This is a genomic window from Pseudonocardia sp. ICBG601, assembly GCF_020496245.1.
In genome coordinates, this window is record NZ_JAHLJA010000041.1 from 1 (window position 1) to 19,500 (window position 19,500).

At 73.1% G+C, this 19,500-nt stretch carries 22 protein-coding genes and 4 pseudogenes; 14 read left to right on the top strand and 12 right to left on the bottom strand.

The window, feature by feature from the left end; genetic code table 11:
* The first annotated feature begins 71 nt into the window (after positions 1 to 71).
* From KPL57_RS72180 to KPL57_RS15120, 4 genes are all read left to right on the top strand, one after another.
* Complete coding sequence (locus tag KPL57_RS72180) at positions 72 to 761, top strand: hypothetical protein (RefSeq protein WP_226352124.1); 690 nt, start codon at positions 72 to 74, stop codon at positions 759 to 761.
* Positions 762 to 828: 67 nt separating this feature from the next.
* Positions 829 to 1,125, top strand: coding sequence for a hypothetical protein (locus tag KPL57_RS72185; protein WP_374203725.1), 297 nt, complete (start codon positions 829 to 831; stop codon positions 1,123 to 1,125).
* Positions 1,119 to 1,343 carry an AAA family ATPase gene (locus tag KPL57_RS66530; RefSeq protein ID WP_374203722.1) on the top strand — a complete coding sequence of 75 codons (225 nt, stop codon included), beginning with the start codon at positions 1,119 to 1,121 and terminating at the stop codon, positions 1,341 to 1,343. Before KPL57_RS72185 ends, KPL57_RS66530 begins: the two co-directional genes overlap by 7 nt.
* Positions 1,344 to 1,380: 37 nt before the next feature.
* Positions 1,381 to 1,689 carry a hypothetical protein gene (locus tag KPL57_RS15120; RefSeq protein ID WP_264198144.1) on the top strand — a complete coding sequence of 103 codons (309 nt, stop codon included), beginning with the start codon at positions 1,381 to 1,383 and terminating at the stop codon, positions 1,687 to 1,689.
* 765 nt (positions 1,690 to 2,454) lie between these two features.
* Here the strand turns inward: KPL57_RS15120 and KPL57_RS15125 are convergent.
* A complete protein-coding gene (locus KPL57_RS15125) occupies positions 2,455 to 3,312 on the bottom strand; it encodes an IS5 family transposase (RefSeq protein WP_226352126.1) in 858 nt (285 codons plus the stop codon).
* An 81-nt stretch (positions 3,313 to 3,393) separates the two neighbouring features.
* Here KPL57_RS15125 and KPL57_RS15130 point away from each other — a divergent pair, with 81 nt between their 5' ends.
* Positions 3,394 to 3,813, top strand: coding sequence for an FKBP-type peptidyl-prolyl cis-trans isomerase (locus KPL57_RS15130; protein ID WP_226352106.1), 420 nt, complete (start codon positions 3,394 to 3,396; stop codon positions 3,811 to 3,813).
* Positions 3,783 to 3,905 (top strand): FKBP-type peptidyl-prolyl cis-trans isomerase, encoded by a 123-nt coding sequence (locus tag KPL57_RS15135; RefSeq protein WP_264198145.1) that lies wholly within the window; start codon positions 3,783 to 3,785, stop codon positions 3,903 to 3,905. Before KPL57_RS15130 ends, KPL57_RS15135 begins: the two co-directional genes overlap by 31 nt.
* A gap of 129 nt (positions 3,906 to 4,034) precedes the next feature.
* On the opposite strand, the gene KPL57_RS15140 is transcribed toward KPL57_RS15135, so the two are convergent.
* Together KPL57_RS15140 and KPL57_RS15145 are read right to left on the bottom strand one after the other, a co-directional pair.
* Positions 4,035 to 4,655 (bottom strand): helix-turn-helix domain-containing protein, encoded by a 621-nt coding sequence (locus KPL57_RS15140; RefSeq protein ID WP_226352107.1) that lies wholly within the window; start codon positions 4,653 to 4,655, stop codon positions 4,035 to 4,037.
* On the bottom strand, positions 4,586 to 5,029 hold the full coding sequence (locus tag KPL57_RS15145) for a hypothetical protein (RefSeq protein ID WP_226352108.1): 444 nt from the start codon (positions 5,027 to 5,029) through the stop codon (positions 4,586 to 4,588). Before KPL57_RS15145 ends, KPL57_RS15140 begins: the two co-directional genes overlap by 70 nt.
* 670 nt (positions 5,030 to 5,699) lie before the next feature.
* Here KPL57_RS15145 and KPL57_RS15150 point away from each other — a divergent pair.
* From KPL57_RS15150 to KPL57_RS15160, 3 genes are all read left to right on the top strand, one after another.
* Positions 5,700 to 7,223, top strand: coding sequence for an aldehyde dehydrogenase family protein (locus KPL57_RS15150; protein ID WP_226352109.1), 1,524 nt, complete (start codon positions 5,700 to 5,702; stop codon positions 7,221 to 7,223).
* Positions 7,223 to 7,624, top strand: coding sequence for a DUF779 domain-containing protein (locus tag KPL57_RS15155; protein WP_060714052.1), 402 nt, complete (start codon positions 7,223 to 7,225; stop codon positions 7,622 to 7,624). The genes KPL57_RS15150 and KPL57_RS15155 overlap by 1 nt, the downstream gene beginning before the upstream one ends.
* A gap of 61 nt (positions 7,625 to 7,685) precedes the next feature.
* Positions 7,686 to 8,270 (top strand): cysteine hydrolase family protein, encoded by a 585-nt coding sequence (locus KPL57_RS15160; protein WP_226352110.1) that lies wholly within the window; start codon positions 7,686 to 7,688, stop codon positions 8,268 to 8,270.
* Between the two features lie 47 nt (positions 8,271 to 8,317).
* On the opposite strand, the gene KPL57_RS15165 is transcribed toward KPL57_RS15160, so the two are convergent.
* The 5 genes from KPL57_RS15165 to KPL57_RS15185 all read right to left on the bottom strand — a co-directional run bounded on the left by KPL57_RS15165 (position 8,318) and on the right by KPL57_RS15185 (position 11,263).
* On the bottom strand, positions 8,318 to 9,058 hold the full coding sequence (locus KPL57_RS15165; protein ID WP_226352111.1) for a Sir2 family NAD-dependent protein deacetylase: 741 nt from the start codon (positions 9,056 to 9,058) through the stop codon (positions 8,318 to 8,320).
* A 113-nt stretch (positions 9,059 to 9,171) separates the two neighbouring features.
* Positions 9,172 to 9,489, bottom strand: a complete 318-nt coding sequence (locus tag KPL57_RS15170) for an antibiotic biosynthesis monooxygenase (protein WP_075312689.1) — start codon at positions 9,487 to 9,489, stop codon at positions 9,172 to 9,174.
* Positions 9,490 to 9,499: 10 nt separating this feature from the next.
* On the bottom strand, positions 9,500 to 9,853 hold the full coding sequence (locus KPL57_RS15175) for an MmcQ/YjbR family DNA-binding protein (RefSeq protein WP_226352112.1): 354 nt from the start codon (positions 9,851 to 9,853) through the stop codon (positions 9,500 to 9,502).
* A 9-nt stretch (positions 9,854 to 9,862) separates the two neighbouring features.
* Positions 9,863 to 10,387: a 2'-5' RNA ligase family protein gene (locus KPL57_RS15180; RefSeq protein WP_226352113.1), complete on the bottom strand. Its 525-nt coding sequence runs from the start codon at positions 10,385 to 10,387 to the stop codon at positions 9,863 to 9,865.
* Positions 10,388 to 10,399: 12 nt separating this feature from the next.
* A complete protein-coding gene (locus KPL57_RS15185) occupies positions 10,400 to 11,263 on the bottom strand; it encodes an A/G-specific adenine glycosylase (RefSeq protein WP_226352114.1) in 864 nt (287 codons plus the stop codon).
* 423 nt (positions 11,264 to 11,686) lie between these two features.
* Between KPL57_RS15185 and KPL57_RS15190 the strand changes: the two genes are divergently transcribed.
* A complete protein-coding gene (locus KPL57_RS15190; RefSeq protein WP_226352115.1) occupies positions 11,687 to 12,523 on the top strand; it encodes a hypothetical protein in 837 nt (278 codons plus the stop codon).
* Between the two features lie 3 nt (positions 12,524 to 12,526).
* Here KPL57_RS15190 and radA read toward each other — a convergent pair whose 3' ends face one another.
* The 3 genes from radA to KPL57_RS15205 all read right to left on the bottom strand — a co-directional run bounded on the left by radA (position 12,527) and on the right by KPL57_RS15205 (position 16,221).
* The gene (gene radA, locus KPL57_RS15195; RefSeq protein WP_075309695.1) at positions 12,527 to 13,906 is read right to left on the bottom strand and encodes a DNA repair protein RadA; all 1,380 of its coding nucleotides are present in this window, start codon (positions 13,904 to 13,906) and stop codon (positions 12,527 to 12,529) included.
* The gene (locus KPL57_RS15200; RefSeq protein ID WP_226352116.1) at positions 13,903 to 14,640 is read right to left on the bottom strand and encodes a copper chaperone PCu(A)C; all 738 of its coding nucleotides are present in this window, start codon (positions 14,638 to 14,640) and stop codon (positions 13,903 to 13,905) included. The genes radA and KPL57_RS15200 overlap by 4 nt, the downstream gene beginning before the upstream one ends.
* 327 nt (positions 14,641 to 14,967) lie before the next feature.
* Entirely contained in the window at positions 14,968 to 16,221 is a 1,254-nt protein-coding gene (locus KPL57_RS15205) for an IS256 family transposase (RefSeq protein ID WP_226352117.1), read from the bottom strand.
* 206 nt (positions 16,222 to 16,427) lie between these two features.
* Here KPL57_RS15205 and KPL57_RS15210 point away from each other — a divergent pair, with 206 nt between their 5' ends.
* The 3 genes and pseudogenes from KPL57_RS15210 to ispF all read left to right on the top strand — a co-directional run bounded on the left by KPL57_RS15210 (position 16,428) and on the right by ispF (position 18,106).
* Positions 16,428 to 16,919: a CarD family transcriptional regulator gene (locus KPL57_RS15210; protein ID WP_020625956.1), complete on the top strand. Its 492-nt coding sequence runs from the start codon at positions 16,428 to 16,430 to the stop codon at positions 16,917 to 16,919.
* A gap of 5 nt (positions 16,920 to 16,924) precedes the next feature.
* Positions 16,925 to 17,642, top strand: a pseudogene (gene ispD, locus KPL57_RS15215) (2-C-methyl-D-erythritol 4-phosphate cytidylyltransferase).
* Positions 17,639 to 18,106: pseudogene (gene ispF / locus KPL57_RS15220) on the top strand (2-C-methyl-D-erythritol 2,4-cyclodiphosphate synthase). Before ispD ends, ispF begins: the two co-directional pseudogenes overlap by 4 nt.
* A 9-nt stretch (positions 18,107 to 18,115) precedes the next feature.
* Here the strand turns inward: ispF and KPL57_RS72190 are convergent.
* Positions 18,116 to 18,731, bottom strand: a pseudogene (locus KPL57_RS72190) (VOC family protein).
* On the opposite strand from KPL57_RS72190, the pseudogene KPL57_RS66535 reads away from it, so the two are divergent.
* A pseudogene (locus tag KPL57_RS66535) lies at positions 18,691 to 19,484 on the top strand (cysteine--tRNA ligase); the annotation flags it as partial. The pseudogenes KPL57_RS72190 and KPL57_RS66535 overlap by 41 nt on opposite strands.
* Positions 19,485 to 19,500 lie beyond the last annotated feature (16 nt).

Consider the following 19,500-nt stretch of genomic DNA (forward strand, 5'->3'; position numbering starts at 1 on the left):
ACGAGATCCACACCCTGGTGGGTGCGGGTGCCGCCGAGGGCGCGATCGACGCCGCCTCGATCCTCAAGCCGATGCTGGCCCGCGGCGAGCTGCAGACCATCGGTGCGACGACGCTCGACGAGTACCGCAAGTACGTCGAGAAGGACCCCGCGCTGGAGCGCCGCTTCCAGCCGATCCAGGTGTCCGAGCCGTCGGTCGAGCACACGATCGAGATCCTGCGCGGGCTGCGTGACCGGTACGAGGCGCACCACCGCGTCACGATCACCGACGACGCGCTTGACCTCGGCGGCGACGCTGGCCGACCGCTACATCAACGACCGCTTCCTGCCGACAAGGCGATCGACTTGATCGACGAGGCCGCGCGCCCGGATGCGCATCCGCCGGATGACCGCTCCGCCGGACCTGCGGGCAGTTCGACGAGAGATCGCGAACGTCCCCCGGGACAAGGTCGGCGATCGACGCGCAGGACTTCGAGCGGGCCGCGCACCTGCGCGACAGGAGAAACACCTGCTCGGCGAGAAGGCCGAGCGCGAGAAGCAGTGGAAGTCGGGGCGACCTCGACGTCGTCGCGGAGGTCGACGGCGAGCAGATCGCCGAGGTGCTGGGGAACTGGACCGGCATCCCGGTGTTTCAAGCTGACCGAGGAAGGAGACGACCCGTCTTGCTCAAGATGGAGGACGAGGTCCACAAGCGGATCATCGGCCATGAGGACGCGGTCCGCTCCGTCTCGCAGGCGATCCGTCGTACCCGCGCCGGTCTGAAGGACCCGAAGCGCGCCCGTCCGGCTCGTTCATCTTCGCCGGCCCGTCCGGTGTCGGTAAGACCGAGCTGTCCAAGGCGCTCGCGAACTTCTGTTCGGCGAGGACGACGCCCTCATCCAGATCGACATGGGTGAGTTCCCGACCGCTACACCGCCTCGCGGCTGTTCGTGCCCCTCCCGGTAACGTCGGCTACGAGGAGGGCGGCCAGCTCACCGAGAAGTGCGACGCAAGCCGTTCTCGGTGGTGCTGTTCGACGAGATCGAGAGGCGCACCAGGAGATCTACAACACGCTCCTGCAGGTGCTCGAGGACGGCCGTCTCACCGACGGCCAGGTCGCACGGTCGACTTCAAGAACACGTGCTGATCTTCACCTCGAACCGGGCACCCAGGACATCTCGAAGGCCGTGGGGCTGGGCTTCTCCTCCGGCGGCGACGAGAAGTCGAACTACGAGGCGGATGAAGACGAAGGTCAACGACGAGCTGAAGAAGCACTTCAGGCCGGAGTTCCTCAACCGCATCGACGACATCATCGTCTTCCCCACCAGCTCAACCAGGAACAGATCATCCAGATGGTCGACCTGATGATCGGGCGGGTGGAAAGCAGCTGGCGAACAAGGACATGGGCATCGAGCTCACCGACAACGCCAAGAAGCTGCTGGCCCACCGCGGGTCGACCCCGTCCTGGGCGCCCGGCCGCTGCGCCGAGACGATCCAGCGGGAGATCGAGGACCAGCTGTCGGAGAAGATCCTGTTCGGCGAGATCGAGGCCGGACAGATCGTCATCGTCGACGTCGAGGGCCTCGACACCTCCGCGGAGGAGGGCTCCAACGCCTGGTCGGACAAGGCCAAGTTCACCTTCCGCGGTGAGCGCAAGGCGTCCGAGCCGGTGCCGGACTCCCCGCCGACCGCGCTGGCCGGCGAGGAGTAGCAGGACCCACGCACGACGACGGCGGGCCGTCCCGGGAGTTCCCGGGGCGGCCCGCCGTCGTGTGCGGGGTCTACGCCGAGCGCAGCGCGACGACCAGGTCGGCCCGGCCCCGGGAGGCCTCGACCAGGCGGGCGTTCGGCTCGTCGTCCGTTCCACCCAGGCCCGCGCCGCCTCCGGGGTCTTGCCGAAGTGCACGTGCCGGGCGACCAGGCGTTCCAGCCGGAGCACTCGTCGGTCTCGTGGAACCACACCGCGTCGAACCCGCCCGCACCGCCCGCCAGGTGGGGGTGTCGAGCAGCAGGTAGTTGCCCCTCGCTGACCACGAGGAGGCACTCCGGGTGCACCGGGATCGACCCGGCCACGGGCTGCTCGATCTCCCGGTCGAACGCCGGGGCGTACACGGGGCCCGCGCCGTCGGTGGGGGGTGGCCCGCAGGCGGGCGAGCAGTGCGGCGTAGCCGTCGGCGTCGAGGTGTCCGGGGCGCCCTTGCGGTGACGGCGGCCCAGCCGGTCCAGCTCGACGTCGGCGAGGTGGTAGCCGTCCATCGGGACGTGGGCGACCCGCCCGGGCCGAGCCCGGCCGGGGGCGCGGTGGCGAGCGCGCGGACCAGGGCCAGTGCGACGGTCGTCTTCCCGGCCCCGGGCGAGCCCGCGATGCCCAGCAGCGCCCGTCGTCGTCCGGCGTGAGCGCCCGCGCGCGCTCCACCAGCTCGTCGAAGCGGTCGATCCGTGCCGGGGTGTCCACGGCCGTCATTCTCGCCCTCCCTCAGAGCGTGTTTGAAATTCTAGTGGGTTGAGGGTGTCGTGTGTTTCTGCTGGCGGTGGCGGGGTATCCACGGGCGATGCGGCGGGTGATGGTGTTGATCGCGGCCCAGCGGATCATGGCTTCGGATGTGGTGGGGTGGCGTTCGTAGTCTCGGGCCAGGCGTCGGTGTGCGGTGAGCCAGGCCAGGGTCCGTTCGACCACCCACCTTCGTGGGAGGACGGTGAATCCGCGCTGCTCGGGTGGCTTGCGGATGATCTCGATCGTTGTCTGCAGGATCGTGGCGGCCCAGTCGAGCAGTCGCCCGGCGAAGCCGGCGTCGGCGTAGACGAACCGCACCCTGGTGCGCAGGTAGAGGTTGAGCAGGATCGGCTTGGCGCCGTCGCGGTCCTGTACCGAGGCCGAGCACACCATCGTGGTCAGCAGCAGACCGAGGGTGTCGGTCACGATGAACCGTTTCCGTCCGCCTGTCTTCTTCCCGGCGTCGTAGCCGCGGGAGTCCTGGCCGACGGTGTCGGCGCCCTTGACCGACTGGGAATCGATGATCCCCGCACTCGGCTCCGGATCACGGCCCTCGGCGATACGTAAACTGCCCCGCACGACCGGGAGGATCTTCTCGGTGACCTTCTGCTGTTCCCACTGGTTGAAGTACCAGTAGACGGTCTGCCAGGGCGGGAAGTCCACCGGCAACGCCCGCCAGGCACACCCGGTCCGCACGACATACAAGATCGCGTCCAGCACGTCCCGACGAGCATGAGCAACAGGCCGCCCCCGCCGCGCGAGCGGCGGTAACAACGGCTCGATCACCACCCACTGGGCATCACTGGTGTCCGAGGGGTACCGGCGCGGTCGTTCCTGCATGCCGACCACGATGGAGCACCCCAGCCGTGTCGACCATCCCGACACACCCACCATTTCCAAACACGCTCTCAGGTCGACTCCATGCGCTCCCTCGCCGTCCTCGGCCTGCTCGTCGCTCTGGCGGGCTGTTCCTCCCCGGCCCCCGAACCGGCCCCCGCACCGGCGGCCGCCCCCGCGCCGCCGCCCGTCTGCACGGTGGACGACATCGGCGTGGCGGGGGACCCCGGCAGCAAGCCGACGATCACCGTGCCGGACACCTGCACCCCGCCCGCGCAGCTCCTGAGCAAGGACCTCGTGGTCGGCACCGGTCCCGAGGTCGTCCTCGGCTCCACTGTGCAGACCCACTACGACCTCGTGACCTGGTCGGACAAGCGGGAGCTCGACGCCTCCTGGTTCCGCGGCGAGACCTTCCCACTGGAGAAGGTTGGCGACGCCCCGGTCATCGACGGCTGGAACGAGGTGTGGTCGGCATGCGCGAGGGCGGCCGCCGACTGCTGGTGATCCCGCCGGACAAGGCGTACGGGCCGGGCGGCCGCGGCATCGCGCCCAACGAGACCCTCGTCTTCGTCGTGGACGCCGTCCAGGTGTCCTGAGCTCCGTCCGGTCGGCCCGCCCGCACTCGTCGTCGCGGTGGTGACGGCCCTGCTCCGGTTCGATCCGCGTCGCCGCCTCCCGGACACCGACGACGACGGCATCCCCGACCACCATCCCGGGCTGAGCCCTCAGCCGAGCTCGTCGCGCCGCGGGTCCGACGACGGCAGCAGACCCCGCAGCCGGTGGCGCAGCTCCTCGTCGTCGGTGCCCGCGGTCCGACCGGCCCGGACCAGGGTCCACAGCGCGTCCGGGTCGTCGGCCCGCAGCAGCGCCGACCGGACCGCGACGGCGAGCTGCTCGCGGGCCCGGCGGATCTCCGGTGCGTCGGAGGTCGGCAGCAACGGCCCACGGGCGGCCTCGGCCGCGGCGTCGCGGACCCGACCCTCCCGCAGCGCCGAGCGCAGCCGGAGGAAGTCGGCGTCGACGTCGGCGACGAGCCGGTAGGGCTGGGTCCGCACCGTGTCCTCACCGACGGCACGCCGCAGTCGGTGCACCTCGGCGCGCACGGTGATGGCGCGGCCGCCGTCGCCGTAGAGGGCGGCCGCGAGCTGGTCGGCGGTCAGCCCCTCCGGGTGCAGCGCCAGCAGCGCGAGGACCTCGGCGTGGCGCAGGCCCAGGCGCACCGGGCGCCCGTCCCGGCGGGCGACGACGGGTGTCCGCGCCCCGAGCAGCGGCAGGGTCAGTGCCGTCCGCGCGGGCCCGCCCACGGACAGCCGCAGCAGCCAGCCCTCGCCCAGCGGCTCCAGCACCCCCGCGACGGACCCGCCGCCCACGGCGCCCCGCCGACCACGACGCCGTCGACGACGACTCGGTCCCCGCCGTCGGGCAGGGCGATCCGCTCCGGGAACTCGCTGCCCGGCGACGCGGCCAGCACCCGCCCGTGCGCGGACAGCAGCGCGCCCGGTGCGCCCCCGAGCCGGGTCAGGTGCGGCCAGTACTCCTCGCGCAGCCGCCGGTCGTGGGCCTCGGCGATGGCCAGCAACCGGTGTTCGGCCAGCCGCGCGGCCGCGGTGACCAGCGCCAGCGTCGTCGGGTGGAAGGTCTCCTCCGGACCGGTGACGTCGACGGTGCCCACCACCTGCCCGTCGCGGGGTCGCGCACCGGCGCGGCCGCGCAGGTCCACGGGGGTAGGCGCTGACCAGGTGCTCGGCGGAGTGGATGCGGACCGGGGCGGCGCCGGCCAGCGCGGTGCCCATCGCGTTGGTGCCGACGGCGTCCTCGCTCCACCGGGTGCCCTCCACCAGGTCGACCCGCTCGGCGCGGGTCAGCACCGCGCGGGCCCCCTCGCGCCACAGGACCCGCCCGCGCCCGTCGGTCACGACCATCATGTGCCGGGCCTGTTCGGCGGCGTCGGTCAGCGTGTCGCGCAGTACCGGCAGCACGGACGCGAGGGGGTGCGCCGCCCGCCGGTCGGTGAGCTCGGCGCGGTCGTAGTCGTGCGGGGGACGGGCGCGTTCCGGGTCGACCGCCGCGGCCAGCGAGCGGGCCCAGGAGGCGCGGACCTCGGGCCGGACCCCGGCGGGGTGCGTGCCGGGGGTGCCGCCGAGCAGGGCGTCGCGCGCCCGCTCGTACACCCGGCGATCCGCGTGCTCCGCTGCCACGTCCTCACCTTACGGTCAGCTTTGCCTTACCTGAATCGAATCCGCGTGATCGGCACTCACTGGAGGGTGAGGTTCCGCATCTGCGTGCAACTTCTGTGCAAACCCCCACCTTCCTAGTGTCGGCGGTCACGCGCAACGTGCGTTCCGCACCGCGCCCTCGGTTCGACGAAGCACCTCAGGGAAGGACCATTCATGGCCGTCTACGCCAACCCCGGTCAGCCGGGCAGCGTCGTCTCCTTCAAGCCGCGCTACGAGCACTTCATCGGCGGCGAGTACGTCGCTCCGGTGAAGGGCCAGTACTTCGAGAACCCGACCCCGATCACCGGTCAGAACTTCACCGAGGTCGCCCGGGGCACCGCCGAGGACATCGAGAAGGCGCTCGACGCCGCGCACGCCGCCGCCCCGGCGTGGGGGAAGACCTCCGCCGGCGAGCGGGCGAACATCCTGAACAAGATCGCCGACCGGGTCGAGGCCAACCTCGAGCTGATCGCGATCGCCGAGTCCTGGGACAACGGCAAGGCCTGCCGCGAGACCCTGGCCGCCGACATCCCGCTCGCCGTCGACCACCTGCGCTACTTCGCCGGTGCGATCCGGGCGCAGGAGGGCTCGTCGTCGGAGATCGACGCCGACACCATCGCCTACCACTTCCACGAGCCGCTGGGCGTCGTCGGCCAGATCATCCCGTGGAACTTCCCGATCCTGATGGCGATCTGGAAGCTGGCCCCGGCGCTCGCCGCCGGCAACGCGGTCGTCCTCAAGCCGGCCGAGCAGACGCCCGTCTCGATCCACGTGCTGCTGGAGCTGATCGCCGACCTGCTTCCCGCGGGCGTGGTCAACGTCGTCAACGGCTTCGGTGTCGAGGCAGGCAAGCCGCTGGCGCAGAACAAGCGCATCCGCAAGATCGCCTTCACCGGTGAGACCACCACCGGCCGGCTGATCATGCAGTACGCCTCGGAGAACCTGATCCCGGTCACCCTGGAGCTCGGCGGCAAGAGCCCCAACATCTTCTTCGACGACGTCGCCTCGCAGCAGGACGCCTTCTACGACAAGGCGCTCGAGGGCTTCGCGATGTTCGCCCTCAACCAGGGCGAGGTCTGCACCTGCCCGTCGCGCGCGCTCATCCAGGGCGGCATCTACGACGAGTTCCTCCAGCAGGCCGTCAAGCGGGTCGAGCAGATCAAGCAGGGCAACCCGCTCGACACCGAGACCATGATCGGTGCGCAGGCCTCGAACGACCAGTTCGAGAAGATCCTGTCCTACATCGACATCGGCCGGCAGGAGGGCGCCAAGGTCCTCGCCGGTGGCGAGAAGGCCGAGATGGGCGGTGACCTCGCGGGCGGCTACTACATCAAGCCGACCGTGTTCGAGGGCAACAACCAGATGCGGATCTTCCAGGAGGAGATCTTCGGCCCGGTCGTCTCGGTGGCCCGCTTCACCGACTACGACGACGCCATGAAGATCGCCAACGACACGCTCTACGGCCTCGGCGCCGGCGTGTGGAGCCGCGACGCGAACACCGCGTACCGGGCGGGCCGCGAGATCCAGGCCGGCCGGGTGTGGGTGAACAACTACCACGCCTACCCGGCGCACGCGGCCTTCGGCGGCTACAAGCAGTCCGGCATCGGGCGCGAGAACCACAAGATGATGCTGGACCACTACCAGCAGACCAAGAACATCCTGCAGAGCTACTCGCCGAACGCGCTGGGCTTCTTCTGATGGGTGAGCCGGACGTCGGTGTCACCTCGACCGAGCGGGTGACGCTGACGCCGGCCGCCGCCGATCTGCTGGTCAGACTCACCGACCTGCACGGTCCGCTGATGTTCCACCAGTCCGGTGGGTGCTGCGACGGCAGCGCCCCGATGTGCTACCCGGACGGTGACTTCAAGACCGGCAACTCGGACGTCCACCTGGGCGACCTGCGGGTCGAGGGACTGGAGAAGCCGATCGGCTTCTGGATGTCGGCGTCGCAGTACGAGTACTGGAAGCACACGCATCTCACCGTCGACGTCGTGAAGGGACGCGGCAGCGGGTTCTCGGTCGAGGCGCCGGAGGGCGTCCGGTTCCTGATCCGCTCGCGGCTGTTCACCGACGACGAGTGGCGGGCGATGCAGGACTGACCCACCACGGCCCGGGGCACCCCGCCCCGGGCCGTGGTCGTACCCGGGGCGAGGAGCACCGATGACGCACACCCTGCGCGGACTGATGGGCCTGTCGGCGGACCCGGCGCCGCTGTCCCGCTCCGCACTCATCATGATCGACCTGCAGAACACCTACATCGAGGGCGTGATGCGGCTCGAGAACGTCGAGCCGGCCCTCGGCGAGGCGGCCGAGCTGCTCGACCGCGCCCGCTCCGCCGGGTCCCGGATCATCCACGTCCGGCACGACGCGGGTGCGGGCAGCCCGTACGACGTCACCGCGCCGATCGGCGCCATCCACGACTCGGTGGCCCCGCGCGACGGCGAGGCGGTGGTGACCAAGAACTTCCCCAGCGCGTTCGTCCACACCGGGCTGGCGGAGCTGCTGGAGGGCTACCAGGACCTCGTGCTCGCCGGGTTCATGACGCACATGTGCGTGAACTCCACCGCGCGCAGCGCGTTCTCGGGCGGCTACGTGCCGACCGTCGTCGCGGCGGCCACGGCCACCCGCGCCCTGCCCGGCGTGCACGGCACCGTCGCGGCGGCCGAGGTCCACGACGCGGCGCTGGCCGGCCTCGCCGACCTGCCCGCGATCGTCGTCCCGGACCAGAAGGCCGTCCCCTCCTGAGCCGCACCCCGCCCGGGCCCGGGCGGGCCGGTCAGAGGGCGGTGTCGTCAGAGGACGGCGTCGATCGCGGCGAGGGTCGCGGCGGCGGGGGCCGGGATGCCGACACCGCGGCCGTGGCGCACCTGCGGCTCGCGGACGTTGATCCGCACCAGCGCGCCGGTCGCGGCCGAGGCCAGCTCCGAGCGGCGACGCACCGTGGGTAGGGCCCCGCCCGCCCCCAGCTCGACGACGACCACCCCGGCCCGGTGCGCCGCCAGCCAGTCCACGTGACGCTGCAGCGCCGTCGCGGCGTGGGAGTCGTCCCAGCCGCCGTCGCCGAACATCAGGATCGCCGGACGGGCGAGCCCGCCGCAGCCCGGGCAGCGGGGCGGCTCACCGACGGCGCGCATGGTGGCCTCGTCGACCGGCACCTCGACGCCGTCGGCGGGCCACACGCCGTGACCGCAGAGCCGCAGGCACTGCAGGTGGTGGATGGAGCCGTGGACCTCGGCGACGTCCTCCGGGGCGAAGCCCGCCCGCTGGAACTGGCCGTCGACGTTCGAGGTGAACACGTTCGACGGCATTCGGTCGGCCCAGCGGCGCAGCACCGCGAACCCGGGGTGCGGCACGGTGTCCCGGTAGAGGTGCAGGCGGTGGCCGTAGAAGCCCCAGGCCAGCTCCGGGTCGTCGGCGAAGTGCTCCGGGTCGGCCAGCTCCTCGAAACGCAGCCCGAGGCGCGCGTAGGGCGGGTAGGCCCGCCAGAAGCCCTCGCCGCCGCGGAAGTCCGGCAGCCCGGAGTCCACGCCCATCCCCGCGCCCGCGGTGATCAGCAGGGCGTCCGCGTCACGGACCAGGCGCGCCGCCGCGGCGATCTCGGTGGAGAAGGCCGCGGCGACCTCGCCGGGGTCGGGGCGCGGGTCGATCAGGACCCCGCCGCGATCTGCTGCAGGTCGACGACCTCGAACTCCAGCAGTGACGCGCCCTTGGCGACCGGCTGCGGCGAGCGCTCACCGGCGTGCGCCTCGGCGGCCGGCCCCGCGCGCCAGGCCTGGAAGTCCTCCTCGGTCTCCCAGCGGGTCACGACGAAGTACCGGTCGTCACCGGACACCGGGCGCAGCAGCTCGAACCCGAGGAAGCCGGGCTGCCCGTCGACGGCGTGCAGGCGGTTCGCGAACCGCTTCTCCAGCTCGGGGCCCGCGTTCTCCGGGACCTCGATCGCGTTGATCTTCACAATGGCCATGCCCGCCACGTTATCCCTGCCCGGCCTCGTCGACGCGCATGCGCCATGCGTCACCGATCAGCTCGGCCAGCCGGCCGGTGTCCACCTGCTCCAGGCGGACGAGCACCAGCGGCCACGGTGCGTGCCCGGGGTCGGTGAAGAACAGGTCGGGCTCGCCGAGCAGCAGGGCCTGCTTCTCCGCCTCGTCCCCGACGTACAGCACCGCGACGTCGGTCCTGATCACCCGTCGTCTGCCGGGCACCCGCTCCGGCCACGACCACACGAAGCCCTTGCCGCGCACCCGGAAGTCGAACCCCTCGCTCGGGTTCTCGACGACACCGTCGAGGGCGAGCGCGATCCGCCGCACGTCCTGTTCGTCCCCCACGGGGCAAGCCTAGGGGCGACGGGCGGGGCCCTCCGGCCGCGCTCCGAGGACCGCCGTCTCCCCGGTGCGTGAGTCGTGCAGCTCGACGGCGGTGATCCGCGCCCGCACCGGGGAGACCGGGTGCAGCAGCGCGAAGGCCTCGGCGGGCCGCTCGGTCGCCAGCGCCACGTGCGGCAGCCAGGAGCCCGGCAGGTGTGCGGCGTGCGCTCCCCGCACCCGTCCGGCCAGCGCGTCGTGCACGGCGGTGTGCACGGCCAGCACCTCGGGGTCGGTGACGGCTGTCAGTGCCAGCACCTCTGGTGCGTCCGGGCCGACCGAACCGAGACCGGCCAGCCACAGCACCGGCAGCGCGACCAGCCGCAGCTGGGCGGTCAGCTCCCGCACGGCGGTCGGCGGGATCGTGCCCGCCGCGGCGACGGTCACGTGCGGCGTCCCGGCCGGGACCGGGATCCCGGCCCCGGCGAGCCGGTCGCGCAGCGCGGTGAGTGCGGCGGCGCCGTAGTCGTCGAGCCGGAACCGGACGGTGCTGGGCATCGGGGCCGCCGCTCAGACGGGGAGGGCGAAGCGGCCGTCGTCGGTCTGCTCGGCCAGCCCGTCGACGAGCAGCGAGTGCAGGCACCGGTCGCGCTGGCCCGCATCGGACCAGACGGCGTCCAGCGCGGCCCGCTCGACCGGCCCGTGCGCGGTGCGCAACACGTCCATGAGCCTGCCGCGCACCTGCCGGTCGGTGCCGGCGAAGCCCTGGACCGGCTTGCGCGGGCCGTCGTAGGCGGGGCGGCCTGCCGCCACCCAGGCGCAGCGGGCCGCGACCGGGCAGTCCGCGCAGCGCGGCGAGCGGGCGGTGCAGACCACCGCGCCCAGCTCCATCAGGCCGGCGGAGACGACGGCGGCCTCGGCATCGTCGTCGGGCAGCAGTGCGTCGACGTCGGCCAGGTCGGCCCGGGTGCGGGCCGGCCCCGCGTCGCCCTGTCCGTGCACCGCGCGGGCCACCACCCGCCGGACGTTGGTGTCGACGACGGCGGCACGCAGGCCGAAGCCGAACGCCGCCACCGCCCGCGCGGTGTAGGAGCCGACGCCCGGCAGGGCTTCGAGCGCCTCGACGTCGGAGGGGACGGCGTCGCCGTGCTGCTCCGCGATCGCCGCGGCCGCGTCGTGCAGCCGGATCGCGCGGCGCGGGTAGCCGAGCTTGCCCCAGGCCCGCAGCACGTCCGCGCGCGGTGCGGCCGCCAGCGCCGACGGCGCGGGCCAGCGCTCCATCCAGTCCCGCCAGACCGGCTCGACCCGCGCGACCGGGGTCTGCTGGAGCATGAACTCGCTGACGAGCACGCCCCACGGGGTGGTCTCGGGGCGCCGCCACGGCAGGTCGCGGGCGTGCGCCCGGAACCACGGGGAGATCAGATCGGCCACCACGGCCCCAGTGTCGCGCGCCCCGGGCCAGGCCCCGGCGACGACCCCACCGGGGGAACGGGTCGGGCGCGTCGGCGTCGCGGGAGGCCGCCGCGGCCCCGGCATGTGGATCACGTCCTCTACCGCGTCCGCCACCGGGGCGCGCGCCACGACCGGGGCGGTTCCCCGCCGCCGGGGACCGGTCGGGACGGTACCGCCGGACGACGACGGTCACCCGAGGTCGACGAGTCACCTGCCCGGGGGTCGGGCGATCCGGTTCGGCGACCCCGTCCGGGTCGGTCCGAGGAGTGCGCGGGCGACCGTTCCGCCGGTGTGCTCACCCGGTCGGGACGCGCGGGTAGCCCCGCCGGGTGGACCTCGCCGGACATGTCCGGTCCCGGCGCGGCGTTGGCGACTTCGCGTAACCGGAGATCTACCGTCGGTGACATGCACCCGGTGGGTCCCCTGCCGGCGTCGGTCTACTGGCGTCGGCGCGCGTGCGCGGTCGGCGTCGCGCTGCTCGCGCTCTTCGCGCTGCTGTGGCTCACCGCCGGGGTGCTGGTCCCGCGGGGCTCCGACGAGCCGACTGGGACGGCCGCACAGACGACCCCCCAGTCGTCGCAGACCACATCGGACACCGGGACGGCGGCCCCCGCGCCGTCCCCGGCGTCCCCGTCCCCGGCATCCCCAGCCCCGGGGACGGGGACGCCCCCGTCCGTGCCGCTCCCCGCCCCCGCCGCGCCCGGAACGCCTCCGGCCGCCGCGGCGGGGACGTCCGCCGGGCCCGTGACCCCGAACGCGGGCCCGGCGGACGAGACGGTCCGCCCCGACGACACACCACGCCCGTCCGTGCAGGTGCCGCAGGCGGCACCGTCCCCGCCGACCGGCCCGGTGCCCTGCACCGACGCGATGATCGAGGTGCGCGCCGAGACGGGGCAGCCGACCTATCCCGCCGGCGCGCGACCCGAGCTCCGGCTGGTCGTCACCAACGTCTCCGGCCAGCCCTGCGTGCGCGACCTCGACGGCGCCCAGCAGGAGATCGCGGTGTGGAGCGGCGACGGGGCGACCAAGCTCTGGTCGTCCAACGACTGCTCCAACCCGTCGTCGGACGATCTGCGGACCCTGGTGCCCGGCCAGCCGGTGGCCTTCGCCGTGACCTGGACCGGGCTCGGCTCCGAGCCCGGCTGCGCGGGCGAGCGCACCCGGGTGGGCCCCGGCGGCTACCGGGTCCTGGCCCGGCTCGACCAGGTCGTGAGCGAGCCCGTCCCGCTGCTCATGAGCTGAGGCTCAGCGGATGCGGGCCATGATCTCGCGCAGCGACGAGGCCTCGGTGATCTGCATGCCGGTGCGGCCGACCTCGGCCCCGGTCGGGACGATCGCCCGGGTGAAGCCCAGCCGCGCGGCCTCCGCGAGGCGCCGGTCCACCCCGTGCACCCGGCGCAGCTCGCCGGCCAGCCCGAGCTCGCCCAGCACGACGAGGTCCGCGGGCAGGGCCGCGTCCCGCTTCGCCGAGACGACCGCGAGCGCGATCGCGAGGTCGGCCGCGGGCTCGGTGATCCGCATCCCGCCGACGGTCGCGGTGTAGACCTCGGCGTCGTGCAGCTTGAGCCCGCCCCGCCGCTCGACGACGGCGAGCAGCATCGGCACCCGGGACGAGTCCAGCCCGGTCACCGCCCGGCGCGGGCTCGGGATGTTCGCCCCCGCCACCAGCGCCTGCACCTCGGCCAGCAGCGGGCGTCGCCCGTCCATCACGACGGTCACCGCGGTCCCCGGCTGCACCGCGTCGGCGCCCTGGCCGAACCGGCCGAGGAACAGCCCCGAGGGGTCGGCGAGGCCGACGATGCCCGAGTCGCGCAGCTCGAAGCAGCCGACCTCGTCGGCCGGGCCGAACCGGTTCTTCACCCCGCGGACCATCCGCAGCGCCGAGTGCTTGTCGCCCTCGAAGTGCAGCACCACGTCGACCAGGTGCTCCAGCACCCGCGGGCCCGCGATGCCGCCGTCCTTGGTGACGTGGCCGACGAGCAGCACGGCCAGGCCGCGCTCCTTCGCCAGCGCGGTCAGACCCACGGTCACCGCGCGGGTCTGGGTCACCCCGCCGGGGCTGCCGTCGACCGAGGCGGTGGACATGGTCTGGATCGAGTCCACCACCAGCAGCGACGGCCGCAGCGCGTCGACGTGGCCGAGCACCGACTCCAGGTCGGACTCGGCGGCGAGGTAGAGCTCGTCGTGGACACCGCCGGTGCGCTCGGCGCGCAGCCGCACCTGGCCCGCGGACTCCTCACCCGAGACGTACAGGACCCGGGACCGGGCCGCGGCCTGCGCGGCGACCTCCAGGAGCAGCGTCGACTTGCCGACGCCCGGCTCACCGGCCAGCAGGACCACCGCGCCCGGGACGAGCCCGCCACCGAGCACCCGGTCCAGCTCGTCGACGCCGGTCGGCCGGGCCCTGGCGGAGTCCAGCTCCACCTCGGCGATCCGCCGGGCCGGGGTGCTGGGTGCTCCGGCGACGACGGTCCGGCCGCCCCCGCCGGTGCGCACCGGCTCGACCTGCTCCAGCGAGCCCCAGGCCTGGCAGCCCGGACAACGCCCCACCCACTGCGCCGTGCGGTGGTCGCACTCGGTGCAGCGGTAGCCGCCCGAGCGGGCGGCGCGGGACCGGGGGGTCAGTTGCCGGCGGCGCCGCCGGCGCCGCTGCCCTCGTTGCCGGGCGCGACGGGGGCGCCCTCACCGGCCGGGACCGGGTTCGGCCGGTCGACCGGCGGGGCCTCGGCCTGGCCGCCGGTCTCGGAGTTCACGCCGGTCTCGGCGCCGTTGGTGCCGGACTCCTCGGAGTCGAACGACGCCCGCTCCGGGGCGTGCCCCGGCGAGCCCGCGGCGTGCGGCACGCCGGTCGGGACGGTGACGGTCACCGAGCCGGCCTTCTCGAACACGAAGGTCATCGGGATCTGCGCCCCGGCCGGGACCGGACGGGTCAGACCCTCGGCGACGAGCTGGACCCGCTTGGCGTTGGTCGGGGAGAGCTGCAGGTTGCCCGGCGAGACCAGCGCGATGTCCTGCGGCATGGTCGGGTCGCCCTGGATCTGCACCGACGCCGCGGCGGGGGAGGTGACCGACAACAGGCGGTCGGCGACCGGAGCGGTGTTGACCAGGGTCGCGACGAGCGGTGCGGCGCCGCCCTGGCGGTACAGCGCGTCCGGACCGGCGGGCGTGGTCGGGTAGGCGATCTGCACGTCGCGCAGGTCGACCGAGCCGACCGTGACGTTGGCGCCGTTCACGGCGGCGACCTGGCGGGAGGTCTGCGAGATCTGCCCGGTCCCGCAGCCGCTGAGCAGCAGGCCGGTCAGGGCGGCGGCGCCGGCGACCCCGGCCAGGGTCCGGGTGGAACGGCGGGTGCGGCTCACGGTCGTCGTGTCCTTCCTTGCCGGTGCCCCGAAGTGCCCCCGGCGCACGTGCTGGGTCTGTCGGGGGCAGCCTAGTCGCGCGCTCCGACAGGTTGCGCGGTCGGGCGCCCGGGTGTGACGACCGCGTCCCCACTGGACGGCGGGGACGGAAGACCCGGTGGTCCGGGACGTGACGCGGCGGCGACCGGCACGTGGCCGGATGGCCCCCGACGGGCGCCACGCCCGCGGGGAACACGTTCCTCCGCCATTGTCAACCCCCTGACCTGCGACGAGGCCACGTCCGCGGAGCTGGTGTATGAGATCGACTCCGCGTGATCTTGGTTGAGTTTAGGCGGTCAGTTCCTCGGTTGTCTCGGCCGGCTCGGCGTGGCTCGTGGCTGGTTCGGTGGTGACGACGCGGATGCGGGACTTCGCGAGCAGTTCCAGGCTCATGTAGCGGCGGCCTTCGGTCCATTCGTCGTGCTGCTCGGCCAGGACGGCGCCGACGAGGCGGATCAGGGCGTCGCGGCCGGGGAAGATCCCGACGACGTCGGTGCGGCGGCGGATCTCCTTGTTCAACCGTTCCTGAGGGTTGTTCGACCAGATCTGGCGCCAGATCTCACGCGGGTAGGCGGTGAACGCGAGTAACTCGGCCCGGGCCGCCTCGAGGTGCTCGGCCGCCTCGCGGAAGCGGGGCTCGAGGGCCTCGACGACGCGGTTGTACTGCGCGGCCACGGCGTCGGCGTCGGCCTGGTCGAAGATGGTGCGCACCTGGGTGGCCACGTGCGGCTGCGCGCTCTTGGGCACGCGGGTGAGCAGGTTGCGCAGGTAGTGGGTGCGACACCGCTGCCAGGCCGCGCCGGGCAGCGCCGAGCCGATCGCCGCGACCAGGCCGGGGTGGGCGTCGGAGATGACCAGCTGCACCCCGGACAGCCCGCGCGCCACCAGCCCGCGCAGGAACGCCAGCCAGCCCGCACCGTCTTCGGTGCTTGCGACGTCCAGGCCCAGGATCTCGCGGTGCCCGTCGGCGTTCACCCCGGTCGCCACGAGCGCGTGCACGTTGACCACGCGGCCGTCCTCGCGGACCTTCACGACGAGAGCGTCGACCCAGACGAAGGTGTAGGGCCCTTGATCGAGCGGGCGCTCGCGGAAGGCGGTGACCTGGGCGTCGAGGTGCGAAGCCATCTCCGAGACCTGCGAGCGAGACAGCGACTTGACCCCGAGCTGCTCGGCCAGCCGCTCCACCCGCCGGGTCGACACCCCGAGCAGGTAGGCGGTGGCGACCACGGTGACCAGGGCCTGCTCGGCGCGGCGACGATGAGTGAGCAGCCAGTCCGGGAAGTAGGAGCCCTCGCGCAGCTTCGGCACCGCGAGCTCGACGGTACCGGCGCGGGTGTCCCACTCCCGGGCCCGATACCCGTTGCGCCGGTTCGTGCGCGCGTCGCTGCGCTCGCCCCAGCCCGCGCCACAGACCTGGTCGGCCTGGGCGGACATCATCGCGTTCGCCAACGAAGCGATCATCTGACGCAGCACATCCGGCGACGCGCCCTGCAGTTGCTGCTCCAACAGCTCGGCGGGCTCGATACTGTGCGGTGCGGCCATCGTGGTGATCCTCTCGGTGAGTTCCTTGGTCGGTACTCATCAAGATCACGCGGTGGCCGTCTCACATCACGACGCCACGCCGTTCACCAGCGGGGGACTCGTACACCACCTCCGAGGACGCAGCCCTGCGACGACGGTGAAAGCCGGTCGCCGTCCCGCTCTGACGACGTGTTAATCTGGACGCAGCGAAAGGGGCCAGAGGACACATGGTTTTCAAGGTCGGAGAGACCGTCGTCTACCCGCACCACGGTGCCGCGCTCATCGAGGCGATCGAGACCCGGACGATCAAGGGCGAGGAAGTGCAGTATCTCGTCCTGAAGGTCCAGCAGGGTGATCTGACGGTGCGCATCCCCGCCGACAACGTCGAGGTGGTCGGTGTTCGTGACGTCGTGGGCCAGGAGGGACTGGATCGGGTCTTCGAGGTGTTGCGCGCGCCGCACACCGAGGAGCCCACGAACTGGTCGCGCCGGTACAAGGCGAACTGGGAGAAGCTCACGTCCGGCGACGTGAACAAGGTCGCCGAGGTCGTGCGCGACCTGTGGCGGCGAGAGAAGGACCGGGGCCTGTCCGCCGGTGAGAAGCGGATGCTGGCCAAGGCGAGGCAGATACTGGTCAGTGAACTCGCGCTGGCCGAGGGCACCGACGAGGAGCGGGCCGAGGTCCTGCTCGACGAGGTGCTCGCCACCGCGAACGCCTGACCGGCGTGCACGGACCGTCCTCCGGGGCGGGTGTCGTCGCGGTGCTTCCCGCGGCCGGTTCCGGGGTGCGGCTGGGTGCAGGTGTGCCCAAGGCGTTCGTCGGACTGGCCGGGGTTCCCATGCTGGTGCGCGCGGTCGACGGCCTTCTCGCGTCCGACGTCGTCGGGCACGTGGTGGTCGTCGTCCCCGCGGACCAGGTGGACGACGCCGCGGCGATGCTGCCCGGACGCCCGGCGACCGTCGTCGCCGGTGGTGCCGTCCGCACCGCCTCCGTCGCGGCGGGTCTCGCCGCGACCGGTTCGGACGCCGAGGTCGTGCTGGTGCACGACGCCGCGCGCCCGCTCACGCCACCCGACGTCGTCCGCCGGGTGGTCGACGCCGTGCGCGCGGGCGCACCCGCCGTCATCCCGGTGCTCCCCGTGACCGACACGGTCAAGCGGGTCGACGCCGGCGGCACCGTCGTGTCCACCGTGGACCGCTCGGAGCTGCGCGCGGTGCAGACCCCGCAGGGATTCCGCGCGGCCGACCTGCGTCGCGCGCACGCGGGCACGCCCGACCCCCGCACCGACGACGCCGGGCTGGTCGAGGCGCTCGGCGAGCCGGTCGCCACCGTCGCGCGGGGACCCGCTCGCGTTCAAGGTCACCACCACGTGGGACCTGCGCATCGCCGAACTGCTGCTCGCCGGGGCGGGCCGCGTCACCGAGCACGAGGAACACGCATGAGGGTCGGGATCGGAACCGACGTGCACCCGGTCGAGCCGGGCCGCGACTGCTGGGTCGCGGGTCTGCTGTGGACCGGGCACCGACGGGTGCGCCGGACACTCCGACGGCGACGTCGCCGCGCACGCCCTGTGCGACGCCCTGCTGTCCGCGGCCGGGCTGGGCGACCTGGGCGCGGTGTTCGGCACCGGCCGTCCGGAGTGGACGGGCGCGAGCGGGGCGACCCTGCTCGGCGAGGTCCGCCGCCTGCTCGCCCGCGACGGCTGGACCGTCGGCAACGCCGCCGTCCAGGTGATCGGGAACGACCCCAAGATCGGCACACGCCGGGCCGAGGCCGAACGGGTGCTGTCGGAGGTGGTCGGCGGCCCGGTGTCGGTATCCGGCACGACCACCGACGGGCTGGGGCTGACCGGACGCGGTGAGGGCGCGCCGCCGTCGCGACGGCGCTGCTGCTCGCTGCGGACTAGAGCTCCGGGCTAGGGCTGTGGGCTAGAGACGCCCGGTCCGCTCCTGGATCTGCTCGGGGTCAGGTCGCCGGTGTGGGCCGCCACCATCCAGGCGTGGCCGAACGGGTCGGCGATCCGCCCGGCGCGCTGCCCGTAGTCGTGGTCGGTCACCGGGAACAGCACGCGGCCGCCGTGGGCCACCATCGCCGCGGCGACCGCGTCCGGGTCGTCGACCTCCAGGGCCATGATCACCGCTCCGGGCCCCGACGGCGCCGGGTCGACGGCGTCGCCGTCCTTGAGGGCCCACTCGGCGCCGACCGGCCCGCAGCAGGGCGTGCACCACGGCACCGGAGCCGTCGGTGTAGCGCTCCACGAGCTCCGCGCCGAACGCGGCGAGGTAGAAGTCGATCGCGGCGTCGGCGTCGTGCACGACCAGCCGCGGGTACATCCGCTCAACAGCCATGCCGGACACCTTGCCCCAGCCCCACCGCGCGTGTAGTGGACGAATCGGAGGCCCGTACCCTGGTGACGTGAGCCTCAGACTTCTCGACTCAGCGACCAGGGAGCAGCGTGCCTTCACGCCGCTGCGGACCGGAGCCGTGTCGATGTACGTCTGTGGGGCGACGGTGCAGGGCCTGCCGCACATCGGCCACGTCCGCTCGGGCCTGAACTACGACGTGCTGCGTCGCTGGCTGGCCCGGTCCGGCTACGACGTCACGCTGGTCCGCAACGTCACTGACATCGACGACAAGATCCTGCGCAAGGCGCAGGCCGCGGGCCGTCCGTGGTGGGAGTGGGCGGCCACCCACGAGCGGGCCTTCACCGCCGCGTACGACGCGCTGGGCTGCCTGCCGCCGTCGGTGGAGCCCCGGGCGACCGGGCACATCACGCAGATGGTCGAGCTGATCGAGCGGCTGATCGAGCGCGGTCACGCCTACGCCGCGGGTGGCGACGTGTACTTCGCCGTGCGCACCCTGCCCGACTACGGCGCGCTGTCCGGTCAGCGCGTCGACGACGTCCACCAGGGTGAGGGCGAGGACGGCGCCAAGCGCGACGCGCTGGACTTCACGCTGTGGAAGGCGGCCAAGCCCGGCGAGCCCAGCTGGCCCACCCCCTGGGGCAACGGGCGTCCCGGCTGGCACCTGGAGTGCTCGGCGATGGCGACGGCCTACCTCGGCCCGGAGTTCGACATCCACGGCGGAGGCCTGGACCTGGTCTTCCCGCACCACGAGAACGAGCGCGCCCAGAGCCACGCGCCGGCGACGGCTTCGCCCGCTACTGGCTGCACAACGCCTGGGTCACCATGGGCGGGGAGAAGATGTCGAAGTCGCTGGGGAACACCCTGGCGATCGAGAACCTGCTCGAGCGGGTCCGCCCGGCCGAGCTGCGCTACTACCTGGTCGGCCCGCACTACC

Excerpts from the sequence above, each read along its gene's own strand:
- KPL57_RS72180 (WP_226352124.1), top strand. The coding sequence starts at position 72 with ATGCTGGCCCGCGGCGAGCTGCAGACCATCGGTGCGACGACGCTCGAC.
- KPL57_RS15120 (WP_264198144.1), top strand. The coding sequence starts at position 1,381 with ATGGGCATCGAGCTCACCGACAACGCCAAGAAGCTGCTGGCCCACCGC.
- KPL57_RS15125 (WP_226352126.1), bottom strand. The coding sequence starts at position 3,312 with ATGCAGGAACGACCGCGCCGGTACCCCTCGGACACCAGTGATGCCCAG.
- KPL57_RS15130 (WP_226352106.1), top strand. The coding sequence starts at position 3,394 with ATGCGCTCCCTCGCCGTCCTCGGCCTGCTCGTCGCTCTGGCGGGCTGT.
- KPL57_RS15135 (WP_264198145.1), top strand. The coding sequence starts at position 3,783 with ATGCGCGAGGGCGGCCGCCGACTGCTGGTGATCCCGCCGGACAAGGCG.
- KPL57_RS15150 (WP_226352109.1), top strand. The coding sequence starts at position 5,700 with ATGGCCGTCTACGCCAACCCCGGTCAGCCGGGCAGCGTCGTCTCCTTC.
- KPL57_RS15155 (WP_060714052.1), top strand. The coding sequence starts at position 7,223 with ATGGGTGAGCCGGACGTCGGTGTCACCTCGACCGAGCGGGTGACGCTG.
- KPL57_RS15160 (WP_226352110.1), top strand. The coding sequence starts at position 7,686 with ATGACGCACACCCTGCGCGGACTGATGGGCCTGTCGGCGGACCCGGCG.
- KPL57_RS15165 (WP_226352111.1), bottom strand. The coding sequence starts at position 9,058 with ATGGGCGTGGACTCCGGGCTGCCGGACTTCCGCGGCGGCGAGGGCTTC.
- KPL57_RS15170 (WP_075312689.1), bottom strand. The coding sequence starts at position 9,489 with ATGGCCATTGTGAAGATCAACGCGATCGAGGTCCCGGAGAACGCGGGC.
- KPL57_RS15180 (WP_226352113.1), bottom strand. The coding sequence starts at position 10,387 with ATGCCCAGCACCGTCCGGTTCCGGCTCGACGACTACGGCGCCGCCGCA.
- KPL57_RS15190 (WP_226352115.1), top strand. The coding sequence starts at position 11,687 with ATGCACCCGGTGGGTCCCCTGCCGGCGTCGGTCTACTGGCGTCGGCGC.
- KPL57_RS15205 (WP_226352117.1), bottom strand. The coding sequence starts at position 16,221 with ATGGCCGCACCGCACAGTATCGAGCCCGCCGAGCTGTTGGAGCAGCAA.
- KPL57_RS15210 (WP_020625956.1), top strand. The coding sequence starts at position 16,428 with ATGGTTTTCAAGGTCGGAGAGACCGTCGTCTACCCGCACCACGGTGCC.